Here is a 17779-nt window from a genome sequence, read left to right on the forward strand (position 1 = left end):
TATGTAGTTCTGAGTAATCCAATCGTTTACATATCAATCTTGTAAACTCAGAGAAAAAAATCTGAGCAAATAAAAAACTCAATCAACAATTTCCTGAACTCAACAAAATACTTTTTATGATCGCGTTGGATCGTCGGTCGTAGAGCAGCTCGCGAATTTCATAATTAAAATGGCTCACAACCTAAAACGCGACCCATAGGAAAGCGTTTTACTGAGTTTCAAACACTTTCGTAAAAAGTATTTTCATTGAGTTCTTTTGCTTCAATTCCTTCGGAATTTAAATTCAATGCTGCTCCGATGGGCTTAACATAAAAATCGCTTTCACATTGGATTCTATCGAACTTACGTGAAATCGCACTTTATGATAGACATCTAAATACTCAATTTTATAGAGATTAGTCGGAACCTTACATTTTTATTGAAAAGAAACTATTCCAAAGTAAACCATTGGTAACTCTGTTAAATGTCTATGAGTATTTTTTGTTATTATAAAATGCATTCGGTCATGATTCACTTTTCTGAAAAAAGCTGAAATCTAAACTTTGCCGATTAATCTCTAAAATGTGGGAACTACCACAAATCACGATTTTACAAACAAATCCTAGAAATGCAGGAACTCATACTTTTAGAAAATTCTTTCTTTATTTTCTTACGCTAAACCCACCTAATAATAGTTTTCGTATGAGTTCCCACATTTTTGTGAAATAAAAGCGTCTCACTTCTATGGTTAGGAGCGCCGAAAGTTCGCAAATTACCAAACGCGACCTAATTTATAGGAACTGCTACATTTTATTAAAAATTTCTAAAGTATTATCGCGTAAAATTCTTTGAGGTTTTGGGATAAGCTCTGAATTAAAACGAAAGGCGAAACATTGCATCACGTTTCTTTCATACAATTTGTTGATCGGAACTGAAAGCGCAGTCAGGCAAAGCCAGATTTGCCCAAATTTTTTTGCTGAATTCACGTTAGAATTGTTGAAAAAATTCTATAACGGCGATTCACAAAACAACTTCAATCAACCGTTTCCATAAAATAGAAACAAGATGGAGAATTCATTTTTTAGCTAACTCTATGATTGATGTGTAAAACGATTGGATTGAACATCAATTATACAAAGAGAACAATAGCAAAACCGTCCTAAAACTTAGGCTCTTTTTTTAAATTTTGATTCTTTTTGAATTTTTGAAGGTGAGGAACTCAAAATCAATTTTTAATCTTATGATTCATAAAACGGCGTCTCGTTATAAAAAATTGTTTTCACTCAGATCAATAAAACAGAGTAATTAAAGTTTTTATCTATCGTATCAATCGATATTCATCTATAAACATCCGATTTTTATCTCTAACAATCGCAAGTATATCATCAATTGCGAATAAATCCCTAGTTCCACGTTTCATAGTAAAAGGTGCTTCGTACAACAATCCCAAAAATTCAATTGGGATCTGTTTAGAAAATAGTATCTCGTCCTGCCTGATTTTTCGGATCACGTTGAGTCTGATCTTTTTCCATCCTTCATAATTGAGATGAGTAATTAGTATTTTCTTAACTTCTAATGTTGAATCTCTGAGTAAAACGTAAAGTGATGCTCCCGATCCGGAAGAATAGATATGAAATTGAAATTCTTGCACAAATCCTTTCGTTTTCCAGGTTTGCTCCCATAATATTTCAAAAGATTGATTTTTTTCCGCTGGAACTTCCAAAAGTAGGCTTTTAGTCGAATTTCTTTCCGGACTGAGCATCAATGTAGAGATTCTGATTTCCGGTAGATATTCTTTCGACAATTTTGTTTTGAGATTTTTAGAATTCCATTCTTTCGTTTCAAAATCTTCTACTACGATCTGTTTCCAAATTTCCGCCGAAGACCTGTCTTGAGATCTCAACGGCAAGGAAACTAGAATGAAAAATAGTATTACAAAGAAAAGGTGATTTTTCCTTTCGGTAAATGAAATCAATGAGAAGGTTTTTTTTTTCATAGAATCAGTTGACAGCTTCTTCCAAAGGTTTCCACTATCCGAATATCGTCAAAAAACTAATTATCTAATTCACAGGAGTGTAAAATGAAGGGTTCTACTCTCGTACGACTCGCAATCGCTTTATTCATGTTTGTTAACGTAGTGCTTTTTGCCCAGGAAGATCTGGATGAAAGCTCTACTCCTCAGGCAAATACTCAAGGACAATCCGGGAGTTCCACTCCTGCAAAAACTTCCCAAAATTCTGGAACTACTCAGGGAGAAGAAGTTAAAAAAGCGGATCTTTATGTGAACTCAAAAAGTTCTTTTGAAATTTCCGCCCAAGACGACTCCAGCACGGTCGATTATATCGAATATAAAATCGGCGAAATGGACTACGCAAAATATACTTCTCCAATCACAATTCTAAAAGAAGGCGTTAACCGACTTACTTATAGAGCCGTGGATAAAGCCGGAAACAAAGAACCTGCTAAAGCGCTCGTCGTCGTTGTGGATAATACCGCTCCGACTGTAAAAATTGTTCCGAGTGAAATTCTTTATAATTTGGACGGCTATAACTTCGGTTCCAAAAACGTAACCTATACAATCTCTGCGATCGACGCTCTTTCCGGTGTCAAAGAAATTAAATATTCCATCAACGGTGGAGACATGAGATCCTATGATAACCAGCCTATTAAATTAGAAAAGGCTGGAGTGAATTTGATTAAATACTCCGCTGTGGATAATTCTGGAAACTCTTCTTCCGAGGCAATTCTTGTAGTAACCTTGGATGACGTAAAACCGGAAGTTGAAATCCAAGGGAACACTCCTCTGGTAATCATCGATGGGAAAACATATTCCAGAAAAGGAAACTCATTTGCAATCAAAGCGGTCGACGGACAATCCGGAATTAAAAGAATTCTAATTAAATTGGATAAAAATTCAGATTTCGTTCCTTACGCAGAGCCTATCACGATCGATGCTCAAGGTGAACATACAATCGAAGCCAAAGCGATTGACAACGTAGGAAACGAAAGTGAGACCAAAAAGGTCAGTTTTGCAGTAGATGTAAATCCACCTACAACACAAATTCGTAAAGTAGAAGTAGGAACAAACAATGGAAGCCAATCTACTTCCGAATCAAAACCTGCTCCCGCTCCGGCGGCTCCTGCAGCGAAACCTACTACTACTCAACCTACAAAAAAATAAAAGTTTAACAAAATCTAAACTATTAAAAAAACCCGGAGAAAATTCCGGGTTTTTTTATTCCTTCTAAGAATTTTAGAGAACCGTAATTTAATATGGAACTCTATAAACTCTTAAATTTTTTTCTACCGGTCAATTGTGAATTTTGTGGAAGATACGATCACTTTTCTTCTAAAATTGGCGTTTGTAAATTCTGTCACAGAAAATATTCCAATTTTTCGACTTCTTTACAAACTCTATGCAAAATTTGTAAAGAAGTGCAAACCTCAAAAGAATGTTTCTATTGCAATTCCAGAAACGTATTTTTTGAAGAACTGAAATTCTTACAAAATAGAACTCCTTTTTTAGCCAAGGTAATCAATTGTATTAAATTACGATCCGTTTATGCTCTTTCCATTTATCTTAGTTTAGGTTTAAAAAAAGAGTTAAAGTCTTGGAAGAATCTGAACTTTTCAGGAATTCTACTCATGCCTTCCACAAAAACAAAATGGTATTCTAAAAACCAACGAAGGCCTTTCGAGTCCTGCGATTTCGCTTTAAAAAGAACACAGAATATTCTTCCTTTTCCTTTGATAAACCCGATCGAAAAGATAAGCGACCAAAAACAAGCAGGCAAAAGTTTAGCGGATCGTTTTATACACGCAAGACTTGCTTTTAAAATCAAGAAGGAGTATAAAGGAAAGTTAAAAGGAAATTACCTTTTGATTGATGATGTGTTTACTACAGGCGCTTCTGCAAACGAGTTAGCGAGAATCCTAATCCAAAACGGAGCCGATTCTGTTCGAATTTTAACCTTGATCCGAACAGAAGGAATAGAATTCGAAATTGAAAAAGACATTACAAATGTTTAGCTATTTATAACCTGACTAAAATTGATTATGGAAACGCGCAAAATCATTCATGTGGATATGGATGCATTTTATGCCTCCGTAGAACAAAGAGATTTTCCAGAATACAAAGGCAAACCTCTAATTGTAGGTGGACCTCCTAATAGTAGATCGGTTGTTTCGGCTGCTTCCTACGAAGCTCGTAAATTTGGAGTTCGTTCCGCGATGCCTTGTTCCAAAGCGGCACAACTTGCCCCTCAGGCGATTTTTGTTTTTCCCCGATTTGAAGTATATAAAGAAGTTTCCAAACAGATTCGAGAAATTTTTTTAGAATATACGGATCTTGTCGAAATGCTTTCCTTAGACGAAGGTTATTTAGACGTTACATTCAATAAAAAGAATATTCCATTTGCAGTAACTATTGCAAAAGAAATCCGTACAGAAATTTTTAAACGCACTGAACTTACAGCTTCCGCTGGTGTAGGTAATTCTAAATTTATTTCTAAACTCGCATCTGAGAAAAATAAACCAAATGGACTTACAGTCGTTCTTCCCGATGACGTAATTTCTTTTATTGATCCGTTACCAGTAAGTAGCTTTCACGGTGTGGGAAAAGTTACAGCACGGAAGATGAAAGAATTAGGAATTTATACCGGAAAAGATCTAAGAACAAAAAGTATAGATGAACTTGTTCAACATTTTGGCAAAATGGGAATTTACTATTATAAAATTTCCAGAGGCGAGGATGAACGAATGGTCCAATCTTCTCGAGAAAGAAAATCTCTCGGAGCAGAAAGCACTTTTGATCGAGACAAATTAGATTATGATGATTTGCTAAAACAACTGAAAGACGTCGCCGTAGTAGTAGAAAGAAGATTAGAAAAAAAAGATTTTGCCGGAAAAACACTGACCCTCAAAATTAAATTTTACGATTTTAGTCTAAAGACCAGATCTAAAACCTTATCAGAACCTATCTTCAAAGCGGACGAACTTTATTCCACTGCAATAGAACTTTTTGAGGAATTTTTCGAAATTAAATACGGAAAAAAATCGGCGATCAAAGCAATTCGACTTCTTGGAATCAGCCTTTCTCATCCAAATTCTGAGAACGAAGACCCCAACTTATTTTTAAATTTATAATATTCAAAAAAGAAAAATCTTCAGTTCTTATAGAAACTAATGCAAGTTCTGGGTAAAAAAATGAGAAAGAATTTCTAAAAGTAAAAGTGGGCTCATACATTTTTAGAATTTGTTTTTAAAATTGTGATTTGCGACAGTTCCCACATTTTAGAAATCGATTTGTAAAATTCAGATTTCAGCTCCAAAAAAATAAATCATGATCAAATTCACATAAAGTTAATACAAAAAACTGAAACTTGAACTGTTTAATTTCTTCATATCAAATTCATGATAGTTAATTTTATCTTTTTCTATCAAGAAGAGTCAAACACTCTAAATCTTAGGAACTTTTATAATTCAAGACTTTATAGCCAAATTTGGAAATTGTGAGAACTACTACTTTTATAAAAAGTTTGTTTGTAAAACAACTGTGGAAACTACTATAAATTACTGATTTCAAAAATAAATTCCCCAAAATGAATTGTAAAAAACCGTCCCAAAATCTTAAAAGAAATCGCAATTATAAGCGTCAAAATTCTTAACAATACAGGATTATCTCACCGTGTAGTAGTCACATAACGATTTCGTAAAAAGCGTTTTACTGAGTTTATCAAACTCAATGTTATTTCCCGAACTCAACAAAACGCTCTCTATAAATCGTGTTTTAAAACATAACTAATAATCGTTTTTGTATTTGATTATACTAAACTCATATTTTATTAGAAATTTCTAAAGTATGATCGTTGATGACTTTAGAAATTTTGGGACAAGTTTTAAATTCAAATCCCAAAACCCTAGATAACGAAAATTTTTTACGACAGAATTTTTAAATATTGAGCCTGTCTCAAAATCTTAGAATGAATCACTTGAATTTGCAATCAAATGCGGTAGTTCCCACAAGAACAATCGCATTCATTGTATGATTTATAATTTTTGAGCATTTTTTGTTATTATAGTTCCCACATTTTTGTACAACTAAAAGCGTCTCATGTTCAAACTCAACAAAACGTTTTTTACGGATCGCGTTTTGGGTAGTTCGAGAAAACTAAAGCCTTCTCGTTCCTATAATCGCCGAGCAGATTTTGGGACAGACTCATTAAAGAAATATCAAACTGGGATAGATTCCAAATCTTTCTCTTTTAGAGACATCTCTTCGGCTTCTCTATAAGTCATCCATTTACCAGTATCCGAATCGATCACCTTACAAAGTGAAGTTGATTTTAAATAATCTCCGAGGATCGTATTCCTTTCCAAAACGTAATCTCCATAAATAACCTTAATCTCATTCAAAGCGCGTTTTAAATTGTAAAATGGAATTTTCATATGAACGTGATGAGGCATGTGAATAAAAATATTATGGAAGAAAAAATTCATAATCGGATTGATATGGTAGTTGATGGTTCCTTTCATTTGTCCATAAAACGGAGTCCACTCTTCTTTCGTTTTCCAAGGAATCTCCGAATGAATATGATGTACGTAAACCGTAATCCCCATAAAATAATTCCAAGCGATAAACGGTATCAAACAAACCTTTGTAAACATCCACAAACCAGTTCCAATATCAAAAACTCCGGGGATAGAAGAAGCTCCAAAATAAAAAACCAAACCCGATGAAATAAACGCGAAAGAAAGCATAATCAACTTATCTCTTTTAGCCTCTTTCAAAGGAGCTGTAAATAAAACCATTCCCTTAAACCAAATTTCTATCATATAATAAAAACCGCCGCCCCAAATAGACCAAAAAAATCGATGCATCAATTTTTTGAATATTCCGAATTCTGAATATTCCTCTTTAGTAGTTGGGTGCCATACGAAGTCAGCTTGTCTTTTGATCGTATGACCGTGATGAATTCTATTATGGCCATAGCCCCATTGATTATATGCGTGCAAAGAAGGAAGCATTGCAGTTTGTCCGATCCAGTATTGAAGAAACTTACTTTTGAACAACGCTTCGTGAGCGCAGTCATGTCCCACTACAAATAAAGCCGAAATGATCATTCCTGCAAAAAACCATAAAAATGGAAGAACATACCAACTATCTACGTTCCAAAGTAAAACCGTTACTATGACGAAAAAAACAGATCTCTTAAAAAATAACCAACCCCCTTATAAGCTGGATTTGCAAAAGTTTCGTCGGAAAGAATTTCCCGAACCGAACCTAAAGTTTCTTTTGGTGAATGATTTGTTTTATTTTTCACTTTCATTTTTCTCCTTAACGAACATCGTTCATTTTAATAATTAACGATGTTAACTAAAATAGAATCTTTTGGCAAGAAAAATGACTGTTTCAAATTGAAAATTGAGTGTGAGTTTCCACAGATTATGTCGTATTTAATGTGAGTTCGATGCAAGAAAATCTGGGCACCTGTGGCAAGTTGAATCAGGCTCTCAGCTCTGGTCAATAAATTGTATAGAGGAATATATTATACAACAATCGTCTTTAGTTTCAATTTAGAACGCGATCTGTCGAGCGCCAATAGAAGCGAGACGACCTGAGCATTCTGCTAAGTTTCCACACACTAATCCCTTTCATGTTATTTAACGTGAGTTTGACGTAAGAAAAAATTTTTCTAAAAGTATGAGTTCTTACAATTTTAGAATTTTTTCATAAAATCGTGATTTGTGGAAATTCATACATCATTTTACAGACAAACCTACGTTTTGTGATAGTTCCTACATTTAAAGAATCGATCTGTAAAATTCAAATTCCAGTTTTTTCCAGAACCATGAGTTCCTTACACCGAACTAAAATATTTAACGCGAAAGGGATCGATGCGAGGTCAAGTTATTGGTATTTTATAAAAATTGAATCTAATTCTGAAATTTCACAATAACTTGACCAGAGCTGAGAGCCCGGTCCAGCTTGCCTATAGCAAGCTGGATTTGCCCAGTTTTTTTACACCGAATTCACGTTATTCAAAAAAATTTCATAATTCTGAATATTCAAAAATTAAATATTAATTTTATATGAATTTCCTGTTTTGATTTTAACATCAAAATTCCTTTTTAAAAACCTCAAAATAATTTCTAGTCTCATTTGGAATGATGGAAGGATAAGGTCCAAACCCAGGATTATTCTGATTTGGATTATACTGACCTTTATCTTCTTTTTTATTTTTGTCTGGTTGAGGACTTATCAAAGTACTAAAAAGAAGCTCAAAATTTGCGACGTTTAAAGTAGAATCTTCTAAAGTGATTTCCACTAAAAAATGATTACCGGAACTAGTATAATCGAATTCATAAAAGAAAACCGGATCGGCATATGCCGAAAAAATCGGTGCGATCTTTTTATCTTTTTTATCACTTCTATAAATCTGAACTAAGAAAGAATGAGCAGAATCATCATGCGCCAAACCAATTCCTAATTTGTATTTTTGAATTCCTTCTTCCTGGATAAAAGGAAGATGAATTTTATAAATAACTGAATTTCCTTTAAAAACGGCTCCATTGAATTGATGTCTTTTATCTATATTATAACCAGAATCTCTCAGATTTCTTCTGACTTCTTCCAAGTAAGACTTGAGTTCCTTTTTTACTTCAAAGTTTTTTCCGGAAAGGGAAGTACCGGCAGGTGTTTTATCCTGTGAAACCAGCGAAACCGGAAGATAAAAAATCGTGAAAAGAAGCATTGAGGTGGAAAGTTCGATTAATTTGTAAATAGACCCGTTTATTTGATTCTCTTTCCAAGTAGTGTAATCGAGCTAACGCTTGATGAAAAGATTTTTTTATTCATCCGACAATTCCTTTTGTTTTTTTACGATTCGCCGACAAATAAAACAGATATTACTTCGGTGGAATTTCATGAAATTTAAGATTTTTATTTTTGCTATTTTATTTTTAATCAACTGCGTTTCCAATTCTAAGTATGAATCTCTTCTTAAATCTTATGAAGAATCAAAATTAGAAAATCAGAGAATTCTCGGAGAAAAAGGGGATCTATCCCGTTCGTTGGAAGAATTAAAACGAATCCAAGAAGAATCAGATCGGAGAATTCAGGAATACAAGGCGCTGATGTCCACGTTTCGCTTTTTAATCGATGCGGGAAAACTTAAAATTAAAATCATAGACGGAAGAATGGTAGTAGTCTTATCATCGGATATTTTATTTCCGATCGGTTCCGCACACCTATCTCCCGCCGGAACTGCCGCTATTAAAGAAGTGACTACATTACTCGCTTCTCTAGAAGGAAAACGTTTTCAAATAGAAGGACATACGGACGATACACCTACGGGTATTAAAGGTTATACAAACTGGGAATTAGCTTCATCAAGAGCGCTTAACGTTCTTCATACTATGATCAAAGCCGGAATGCCTGAAGTAAGGATCAGCGCGGCAAGTATGGGAGCTTCTAGACCTGCCCTTCCAAATACTTCTCCGGAAAATAGATCTTCAAATCGAAGAATTGAAATCGTAATCGTTCCAGATCTAAGTAATCTTCCCGGTATGGAAGAGTTGCAAAAGTATTCGAACTAAAATTTAAAATCGATCTTACCGGTTCTTAGTTATTACTTGGGCTATATAGTAAAGTACACAGGATTTTTGTATTATTGAAACAGGGCTTTACGATCAATGTTTCCGGGATTCAATTTTATGGGAATCCATAGAGTAATTTTAATTTTGAAGAGAACATATCTTTTAGATATAAAATTAACGATATTACTTTATATGTTATCAGTAAAATTTCAGAAATCTATTGAAAAAGAAATTAGAAAATTGTTAAGACAAAATCTGGTTTAAAAATTCTTAATAAAACATTATACAATTGATTTTCAATTTTTCTAATGACTGTTTCTGATCTATAAAATTGAGTACTGGAAATTTTCGTCATAAATAACTACTTGAGTGCAAAACATTAGATACTCTATTGTATAGTTCCTAGTAAAATAGTAATTCTATTCAGAAATCAGACAGGGTAATTATTCTTTTTAAATTTATAGAGGTTCTTATAAAAATAAGAGAATAATCAATTCAAAACAAATTAATCAAAAACCAATTTCAAAATCGAACCGTGTAAAAATTCACACGGAAACTATAAAACTCTAAAATTTCAAATCATACAACAGTTCACGCACTTTTTTATAAGGTTCAAATATAACTCATTCTAAGATAAAAATATTTCAATCAATATTTAGAATATTATTATATTTAAAAATTAAGTAAATGTATAAGCCCAACAGATTAATAAAAGTTGCAACGGAAGTCTTAAAAGTAAAACCCATTTAGGAGGATCGGTTTTTCTTCTGGATTGATAGTGATAAAAATTTGCAGGAAATACGACAATCAAAAGAAGAATCACTCCCCAGGCTCCGAGCGATCTAGTATCAGAAAGAGTTAACATAGCTCCAAGTCCGATTTCAATCAAACCGCTTAGATAAACCACTAACTTAGGATACGGAATATAAGGCGGCATGATTCTTAAATAAAATCTAGGTAATACAAAATGAAGAACTCCCGCGGCGATATAAAAGGCCGTCATGAAATATAAACTGATCACTTTTAAGTCGGACATAAGAAATTTCCTTTTTTAATTTAGAACTTGTTCCCAAACCTCAAAAGAAATTATGAATTTGAAACCAAGTCATTCTAACCAAAAAAGTAGAGGTTCTCAGAAATTACGCTTCTTAAGTAATTTATAAACTTTTGAATAATAAAAGTTGTCGAAAAAATCCATATCGATTATCAACAAAACGTTATTTACTGATTCTTACATAATAGAGTATCTAAAACCCTGTCTCTAAATGGAGATCTGTTTTAAAATTTATGATACTCTTCATATAGTTTTGAGTAATGGAAAAAGATTAATTTTTCAATAACTCTAATATTCAAAATTGTAAGAACTCCTACACTTTAGTTTTTTGTACAAACTCTAATTCCAAAACTTTCATATTTTTTCAAAAGGGAATTGAAACTTATTTTTACACTTTTTAAAGTTCTAAGACAAGTTAAAAATAGAACAATCAGTCATCTTAAAAATATTTTTGAAGGTCACGGGTCCTTTGAAAACCAACAAAATAAATCTTACTCGAACTCGCCAAAACTTAATTTCTACGATTCTGGATCGACTTTGAAGAATTACTTTTTTTATTCACAATTTCTTCCCATTTCTCTTTTAACCAAACTCTAGATTCAACCGTTTTGCCATCTGCAAATTTTACGAAATAAGGTTTTCCGGATACGCTGGATTTGGAACCTATATGGTCTATAAATTCTTGAATTGTATGAATTTTCCCATCGACCGCCTTTAACTTTCTTTCCATGTGTTCCCTAGCTTCCTTAGGATCGTGTTCAGAGCCATTTCGAATAAATTTGCATTCGCAGGATTCAAGAACATTCATCAAAGAATTTAAATCGTTTCTAAAGTTAGAATCATTTTCAGCGATGATAGATATACAAAATAGAAAAATAGATAAAAATATTAATTTCCTAATCATTGATTATACTTTTTTCATTTTTTTAAATGTATGTCTACTTTTATAAATTTAAATATTATAAAAAATTAAAATTATCTCGAAGCAAACAAGACAAGATGAAATTTCTAAATTCATAATTCATTTTTTAAAAGAAGAACCCAAATGAAACTCAAAACTTAAAAAACAAACTTAGAAGTTTCAAAGTAAAACATAAACGAAAACACCTGTTGTTTACCGAAAGGAATCTCGATAAACTTCCCAAAGCCAAGATACTCAATTTTATCACAAAACACTGATCCCATGCAAAATATTAGATACTTCATTATATAGTTATGAGTAGCAACAGACAATAGTAATTCTCGCAAATTAAACTTCTCGGGGAAATTTATATATTTTTTACTTTTAAACTTACGATATTCTTCAGTGACCAAAATTGCTTCTAGATACATTCAGAATCTTGCATATATTTTCTACAAAAAAATGATTCTTTTCTATATATGTATATTGAGTTTCAAGAAGATGGTCACAGACTCTTTTAAAATTTTCCTCTTCTCCCGTTACTGCTAATAGCTCTTTCCTTAAACGTTCATTCTTTGCTCAAAATTCCTCTTGAAACGAACCGCATGCGTCAGATATTTCTTTCAGTTTATCCGAGATTCTCAAATTTTTTGAGTTTGGATACTGAACTTTAACAATAGTTTAACCGTGTTCTTCTTAAACTCTTCATCATATTCCGTTTTGCGAGATATACTTTAAATGTTCGTGTCCACTAATTCGGGAAAAATTCTCTCCATTTAAATCTATTATTCTTCAAATCAAAACCATAAAAGACACATCTATTATTTGTGAAGAAATAAAATAAGTAAACATTACAAATAATAAAAGTGAATGAAAATCGGTTCAAAAATTTCTACTTGAGAATGTATATAAAATACAAAAAACATCCGACTCAGAACTCTAAAATAGAATATTCGGTATTTTGCGTTTAAACAGAACTTTACAATAAAAATTTACGGTACCAATTGAATAGGGATCAGTAAAACTCAAATTTTTGCACAAATCTTCGTTTGAATGAACATCGTCAAATGATTAACAAAGACGTATAAAAAAGTAACGGGAATTTTTGTGAAAATTTAGTAATTTTTACAGATTGTGTTTAATCCGAAATTTATGTCTTTTTGGTGGAGATTCTACATTCTAAATTATTGAACAAACCATAGTATCATTTTTATATATCATCGTAATAAAAATTTTCATTAGAGTTGTTGAAAAAATTCCACAGTGGAAAATTAACAAAACGTTTTAATCTATCGTTTCCATCAAACGGAAACCAATGAGAATTAATTTTTCAAAACTCGATTTTATAAGTTCCTTATTTTTAACTGCAAAAACAGACAAAACATTCTAAGTTATTTTTGAAATCATTTCAAAAGTATAATTGAAAATATGGCTTAGATACTATTGTCAAAACTATAAAATAAGTGTTTAAAATTCTGAGCCTAAATAAAAATTCAATTTAAAATTCATATCGTTTTTATATAGAGAAAATAAATAAAAAGGCAATTGGATAGTATGTAAAATAAACAGAAAATTATTTTTTTATTTTATGCAGGTGCAAAGTATTTAACCTGGTGGAAGGAGTTCAAAATGAAATTCAGTATAATCAAAAATTTGAATTTAGTACTTGCCCTACTCGTTTTATCTTCTTGCAAAGATGATAGAATTAAAATAAGCGATCTAGGTGTAATCGACAAAGATAAAAAAAATCAAACAGCCTTTGTTCTTCAACCGGAAAAACTACTCGTGATGGTGCGAACCGATTCGAATCTGGATGGAAAAACGGATCTATGGACTTGGGTACGCGGAGACGATAAGGATCCTAAAACAAGTTTGGTTTTATTTGAAGAACTCATTCGAAAAGGAAATCATAGTCGGACTTGGTATGGTCCAGGAAATCGAAAATTAATCGAACAAAGTGATTTAGACGAAAATGGAACTTGGGAATCCATGGTATATTATAACGCATTTGCAGTTCCCAAAGAAACAATGAGAATTGTAGCACATGTAGAAGTAGATCTTTATGGAAAAGGCAAACCAAGTTTATGGATTTTCCCGGAAGCTCGAATGGAATTAGATTCAAACGAAGACGGAAAACCGGATCAAATATTGACCAATCAAGATCGTATGTTAGAAAATTTTACCCAACTTCAAAAAGGAAAACAAATTCAAGAGAAGGATTTTAGTCCGATGCCTGCAAACAGTTCTTGGGTATTAAACCCGAACCAAATTACAAACCCTCGGTATCAGGCATTGATTCGTCAAAGTCTTTTTCCAGTAAATTAAAGTTGAATAACGTGAGTTCATGGAAGAAAATTTTTGGACAATCCGGCAAAAACAGGATCACACTTTCAATTCTTATCAACCAATAGAAATCAAGTATATTCTAATTCTCTAAAATATATTTTGAAGGATTAAAAGGGGGAAAAATCCCCCTGAGCGGAGCCAAGGTCTCCGCTCACCCCCTTACCGGGCTATTTTTTCGCCTTCAAAAAGCCCGGACCCAAAACGCGAACTGTTGAGCGACCATAGAAGCGAGACGCTGAGTTTGAGAGAGCGTTGTGCTGAGTCTCAAACACGAACTGTCGAACGACCATAAAGGAGTGATACAGAGTTTAATGTGAGTTCGACGTAATAGATTCGTTTTATAAAAACCTGATTTTTCCATAAAAAATAAATGTTTAAAAATTTGTAATACGACTTAATCTGTGGGAACTCTCACAGATCGTAGATTTACAGTTAAACTTTGAAAATTGTGGATGGGGAACTACTATAAAATACAAAAAGAGTTATCGCCCATCCGATTTTTGCACAAAACCGCTGTTTTGCGGCTATTATCAAAATTTAAATCTCATTTTAAAGTGAGTTCAGCTGAGAAAGAATGTGTTAAAAGTTGGAGTTCCTACAATTTTAGAATTTGTTCGTAAAATCTTAATTTGCAGCAAGTAGTTCCACATCATTTTACAGACAAACCTAAGTTTTCATGTGAGCTGCTAGACTTGAATACAACAGATTCAATTATTATAAACTTCTATTCTTTAAATTGCGGTAGTTCCCACAGTTGAGGAATTGATCTGTAAAGTTCAGATCCCAACTTTTCAAAACCATGAATTCTTTACGTCGAACTCACGTGGGTTTAAGGAAAGTGTTTTGCTGGTTTTCAACGCGACCTGAACTGAAGAAAAACCATTGATGAAGTTCAGAGGATAACCTTTCTATGGATCGGTATTCAAGATACGATGTGCTGAATTCGAGGAAAAAAGTGCTTTGTAAGTTCAAGGAGCTGCAACATTGATTTCGTTGCATTCAAAGCCTGAAAACGACAAAGTTGTCGAAGTGAGTTATATTAGAAAATTAAAATATGATTGATTTATATTTTTAAAAAATATCGTTTTGCCATTCTGACAACTATCTAAAAATGAGTGAGCAAAATTCACCCACTCAAATCGCTTAAAAACGACTTTATATAAAACATAATAAAAATTGAAAATGATTAAAGTTTAAAAAAATTTTTAGAATTAGAGAAATTCTCAGAAATCTCTTTTCTCAAAAAAAATACCGCACTAAAAAAAGTGCGGTATTTTCCGTTAACTTAAATTCTAAAAAGAATTAGATTTTAGGATAAGTTGCAGGGCAAGTTCCGTTAATTTTTACGTTTGTTTCAGTTCCAACTGTTTGTTTATTAGTTGTTGCCTCTTCATCAAAATCACCATATTGACAAGTAAGGCTAGTAAAAAGAACTTCTGTTATAGACTGTGCTTGGGCAGTAGTAATTGTACCATCCAAGGTTCCACCTGTCATCGCACCATTAAAACCAGACGCTGGATCATAAAGTGCAAAAGCAATTTTTTGAACATCTTCAGCTTCTTTAGCTAACAGATCTTTTCCACAAGAAGCTGCTGCAAGAGCTCCTGCTACGTTACCAGCACCAACTGCTGCTAAAGCTGCAGATTGAATAGCTCCAAATGCAACTACAGTTGCTCCGGATTTACCAACAGTTGTAAGCTCAGTAACATTGATCAAACGACCTTTAGCAGCTGCATCTGCAGTCCATTTAAAGTTAGACGCAGAAACCGCAGTGAATTTTTGTCTATATGCCAAGTTCGTTGCCATATCCGTTGCAACCGATCCAGCAACAGTTGAGAAATCGATAGCAAACGAGTCAAATAATTCCTCTTTTGCTTTTTCAGAAGAACAAGCATAAACGGTTTTTCCGAGATAAGCAGGATCTACACTAAAGTTACCACCGAAAGTTAAAGGATTGAGATTCCAACCTGTTCCCAATCTTGAACAAGTACCAGTCGCTAATGTCTGTTGTACTTTAAGTGTCGTTGCAGCATCAATTGCACTTTGAAGATAAGTGCTTACTACAGCGCAATTTGAACCAGCTGCTGTAGTTTTATCCTTAGCAGCCTGATAGGATGCTTTAACTGAACTTACGACTGCTTCTGGATTGTTAACAATGGCAGTTACATTATAGAAATTGTTACAAGCTCCTTTTGGTTTCGTATTACCAGTTGCTGTGTAAGTAGGTATTCCATCTCCATTACCGTCAGCCTTGCTAAGAGTAACACAGTTTCCGCTTGTTTGATCTGCTAAATACAAAAGTGCCAACATAACAACATCGTCATCATCATCGTCACCTTTACATGCCGTTAGAGCAACAGTAAGTGCTGCTACAGCGGCAATTTTCATTATGTTTCTTCTCATAAAGAAAGAACCTCTTGTGATTTTTAAGTGATCATGAAATCACTTTCTAGTCTATAATATTCCTTAAGTGTAGAAATTAGGTCAAATACTATACAAAAAAGTGACCCTTTTTAGATCGTAGTTTTTACAAAAAACACCTATATCTTATGTCACATTTTCTTATATTTTTTATTCAAAATATAATTTGAAAATATTTTAAAAGTTTATTAATTTTTATGGCGAATTAAAGTTTTGTCAGTATGTAAAATGACCGTAAGCGGTATTCAGAAATGATGAATCGGATATTCTATAGAACATTTCTTGTAATTTATTGATCAAAGTTAAAAAGCTCAATTTACGATTGGGCTTCGAATATAAGAAAGTCCAAATTTTTTTCTAGATTGATGTTATTTAACGTGAGTTCGGCATAATCATATGAAAGCAATTATTCTATTATGTCATTGAGCACCAATAAAAGTAAAACATTGAACTTATTAAGATGCAACACTAAATTTCAACCCTGATATTATACTTAAGAGCTTGCCTGTCCCAAAGCCTCAAAGAATTTTATGTTATAATTCTTTAGAAATTTTTAATAAAACACAATGGTTCCTACAAATTAGATTGCATTTAGCAATTTGCAAACTTTCAAACAATCTAATCTCGTTCAATTTTCGTAATAATTCCCACGTTTTATTTTTTGTGAAAAAATTAGATTTCATAAAACAAAACGCTACATCAAACTCGTGTTAGTTTACTAGTTTTGAATGGATTTTTTGTGATTAGGAACTTTTATAAAATAAAGTGAATCCGGTTGAGAAAAGAATTTTCTAAAGATATGAGTTTCTGCAATTTTAGAATTTGTTAGTAAAATCGTGATTTGCGGTAGTTCCCACATTTTAGAAATCGAACTGCAAAATTTAAATTTCAACTTTTTCCAGAAAAATAAATCTCTTAAACTGAATTCTTAAGGTCATAGTGAAAATTTTTTATTATGTTAACGAGAATTTAGTATAAAGTGAAAGGGGCGATGCAAGGAATTCAGCAGAACGCTTTCTATCATAACCAACCCCACAAGTGTTATATCTCAATATAAATCTGTCGAAATTACGACAAATCCTCTGTAAAACTTAGTTCCCATCCCACAACGCGACCCATAGGAAAGCGTTGTGCTGAGTTTTCCAACGCGACCCATAGAGAGCGTTGTGCTGAGTTTTCCAACGCGATTCATAGATTAGTATGATTCTTGGACGTAAGACAAGTCGAAGTGTGATACTCTTGAATCGACGGAGTCAAGAAGGCCGGTGGCAGATTGATCGCTCTCGTAACTCAATAACGCTACTTCCTATGGGTCGTAGCGTTAGGGCTTTGTAAGACCCCGTTCCGTAGATGAATCCAAATCGGCCACCGCAAACCAAAGTGTGGCGACTCAACAAAGTCGACCGCGTAGGAAACTCAACATCTCGCTCTTTACGAATCGCTCGATGGGAGTGCTGGTGTTATCACCCGACTTTGTTAAG

11 protein-coding genes and 2 pseudogenes are annotated in these 17779 nt (G+C 33.2%); 6 read left to right on the top strand and 7 right to left on the bottom strand.

The window, feature by feature from the left end:
- Nucleotides 1-1297 precede the first annotated feature (1297 nt).
- Nucleotides 1298-1975: a flagellar filament outer layer protein FlaA gene (locus tag BW942_RS19575; protein ID WP_000730586.1), complete on the bottom strand. Its 678-nt coding sequence runs from the start codon at nucleotides 1973-1975 to the stop codon at nucleotides 1298-1300.
- A gap of 84 nt (nucleotides 1976-2059) precedes the next feature.
- Here BW942_RS19575 and ompL47 point away from each other — a divergent pair, with 84 nt between their 5' ends.
- From ompL47 to dinB, 3 genes are all read left to right on the top strand, one after another.
- Nucleotides 2060-3160: a multi-beta-barrel domain surface protein OmpL47 gene (ompL47, locus tag BW942_RS19580; protein ID WP_000678902.1), complete on the top strand. Its 1101-nt coding sequence runs from the start codon at nucleotides 2060-2062 to the stop codon at nucleotides 3158-3160.
- A gap of 92 nt (nucleotides 3161-3252) precedes the next feature.
- The gene (locus BW942_RS19585) at nucleotides 3253-4008 is read left to right on the top strand and encodes a ComF family protein (protein WP_000424814.1); all 756 of its coding nucleotides are present in this window, start codon (nucleotides 3253-3255) and stop codon (nucleotides 4006-4008) included.
- Between the two features lie 27 nt (nucleotides 4009-4035).
- Complete coding sequence (gene dinB / locus BW942_RS19590) at nucleotides 4036-5124, top strand: DNA polymerase IV (RefSeq protein ID WP_000450032.1); 1089 nt, start codon at nucleotides 4036-4038, stop codon at nucleotides 5122-5124.
- Nucleotides 5125-6210: 1086 nt separating this feature from the next.
- Here dinB and BW942_RS19600 read toward each other — a convergent pair.
- Nucleotides 6211-7307 (bottom strand): annotated as a pseudogene (locus BW942_RS19600) (fatty acid desaturase).
- A 789-nt stretch (nucleotides 7308-8096) separates the two neighbouring features.
- Complete coding sequence (locus BW942_RS19610; RefSeq protein WP_001014491.1) at nucleotides 8097-8774, bottom strand: hypothetical protein; 678 nt, start codon at nucleotides 8772-8774, stop codon at nucleotides 8097-8099.
- Nucleotides 8775-8904: 130 nt separating this feature from the next.
- Here BW942_RS19610 and BW942_RS19615 point away from each other — a divergent pair, with 130 nt between their 5' ends.
- Nucleotides 8905-9576, top strand: coding sequence for an OmpA/MotB family protein (locus tag BW942_RS19615; RefSeq protein WP_000669336.1), 672 nt, complete (start codon nucleotides 8905-8907; stop codon nucleotides 9574-9576).
- Nucleotides 9577-10255: 679 nt separating this feature from the next.
- Here the strand turns inward: BW942_RS19615 and BW942_RS19620 are convergent.
- The gene (locus BW942_RS19620; RefSeq protein ID WP_001281604.1) at nucleotides 10256-10612 is read right to left on the bottom strand and encodes a DoxX family protein; all 357 of its coding nucleotides are present in this window, start codon (nucleotides 10610-10612) and stop codon (nucleotides 10256-10258) included.
- 311 nt (nucleotides 10613-10923) lie between these two features.
- Between BW942_RS19620 and BW942_RS21915 the strand changes: the two are divergent.
- A pseudogene (locus BW942_RS21915) lies at nucleotides 10924-11110 on the top strand (hypothetical protein); the annotation flags it as partial.
- 31 nt (nucleotides 11111-11141) lie between these two features.
- Here the strand turns inward: BW942_RS21915 and BW942_RS19625 are convergent.
- Together BW942_RS19625 and BW942_RS19630 are read right to left on the bottom strand one after the other, a co-directional pair.
- Nucleotides 11142-11534, bottom strand: coding sequence for a YfeK family protein (locus tag BW942_RS19625; protein ID WP_000619739.1), 393 nt, complete (start codon nucleotides 11532-11534; stop codon nucleotides 11142-11144).
- A 155-nt stretch (nucleotides 11535-11689) separates the two neighbouring features.
- Entirely contained in the window at nucleotides 11690-11962 is a 273-nt protein-coding gene (locus tag BW942_RS19630; protein WP_000280393.1) for a hypothetical protein, read from the bottom strand.
- Between the two features lie 1198 nt (nucleotides 11963-13160).
- Here BW942_RS19630 and lsa25.6 point away from each other — a divergent pair.
- Entirely contained in the window at nucleotides 13161-13856 is a 696-nt protein-coding gene (lsa25.6, locus tag BW942_RS19635; RefSeq protein ID WP_000672495.1) for an adhesin Lsa25.6, read from the top strand.
- Nucleotides 13857-15179: 1323 nt separating this feature from the next.
- Here lsa25.6 and BW942_RS19640 read toward each other — a convergent pair.
- Nucleotides 15180-16280 (bottom strand): lipoprotein LipL36, encoded by a 1101-nt coding sequence (locus tag BW942_RS19640; protein ID WP_001253849.1) that lies wholly within the window; start codon nucleotides 16278-16280, stop codon nucleotides 15180-15182.
- Nucleotides 16281-17779 lie beyond the last annotated feature (1499 nt).

It is taken from the genome of Leptospira interrogans, assembly GCF_900156205.1.
Classification (GTDB): Bacteria; Spirochaetota; Leptospiria; order Leptospirales; family Leptospiraceae; genus Leptospira; species Leptospira interrogans.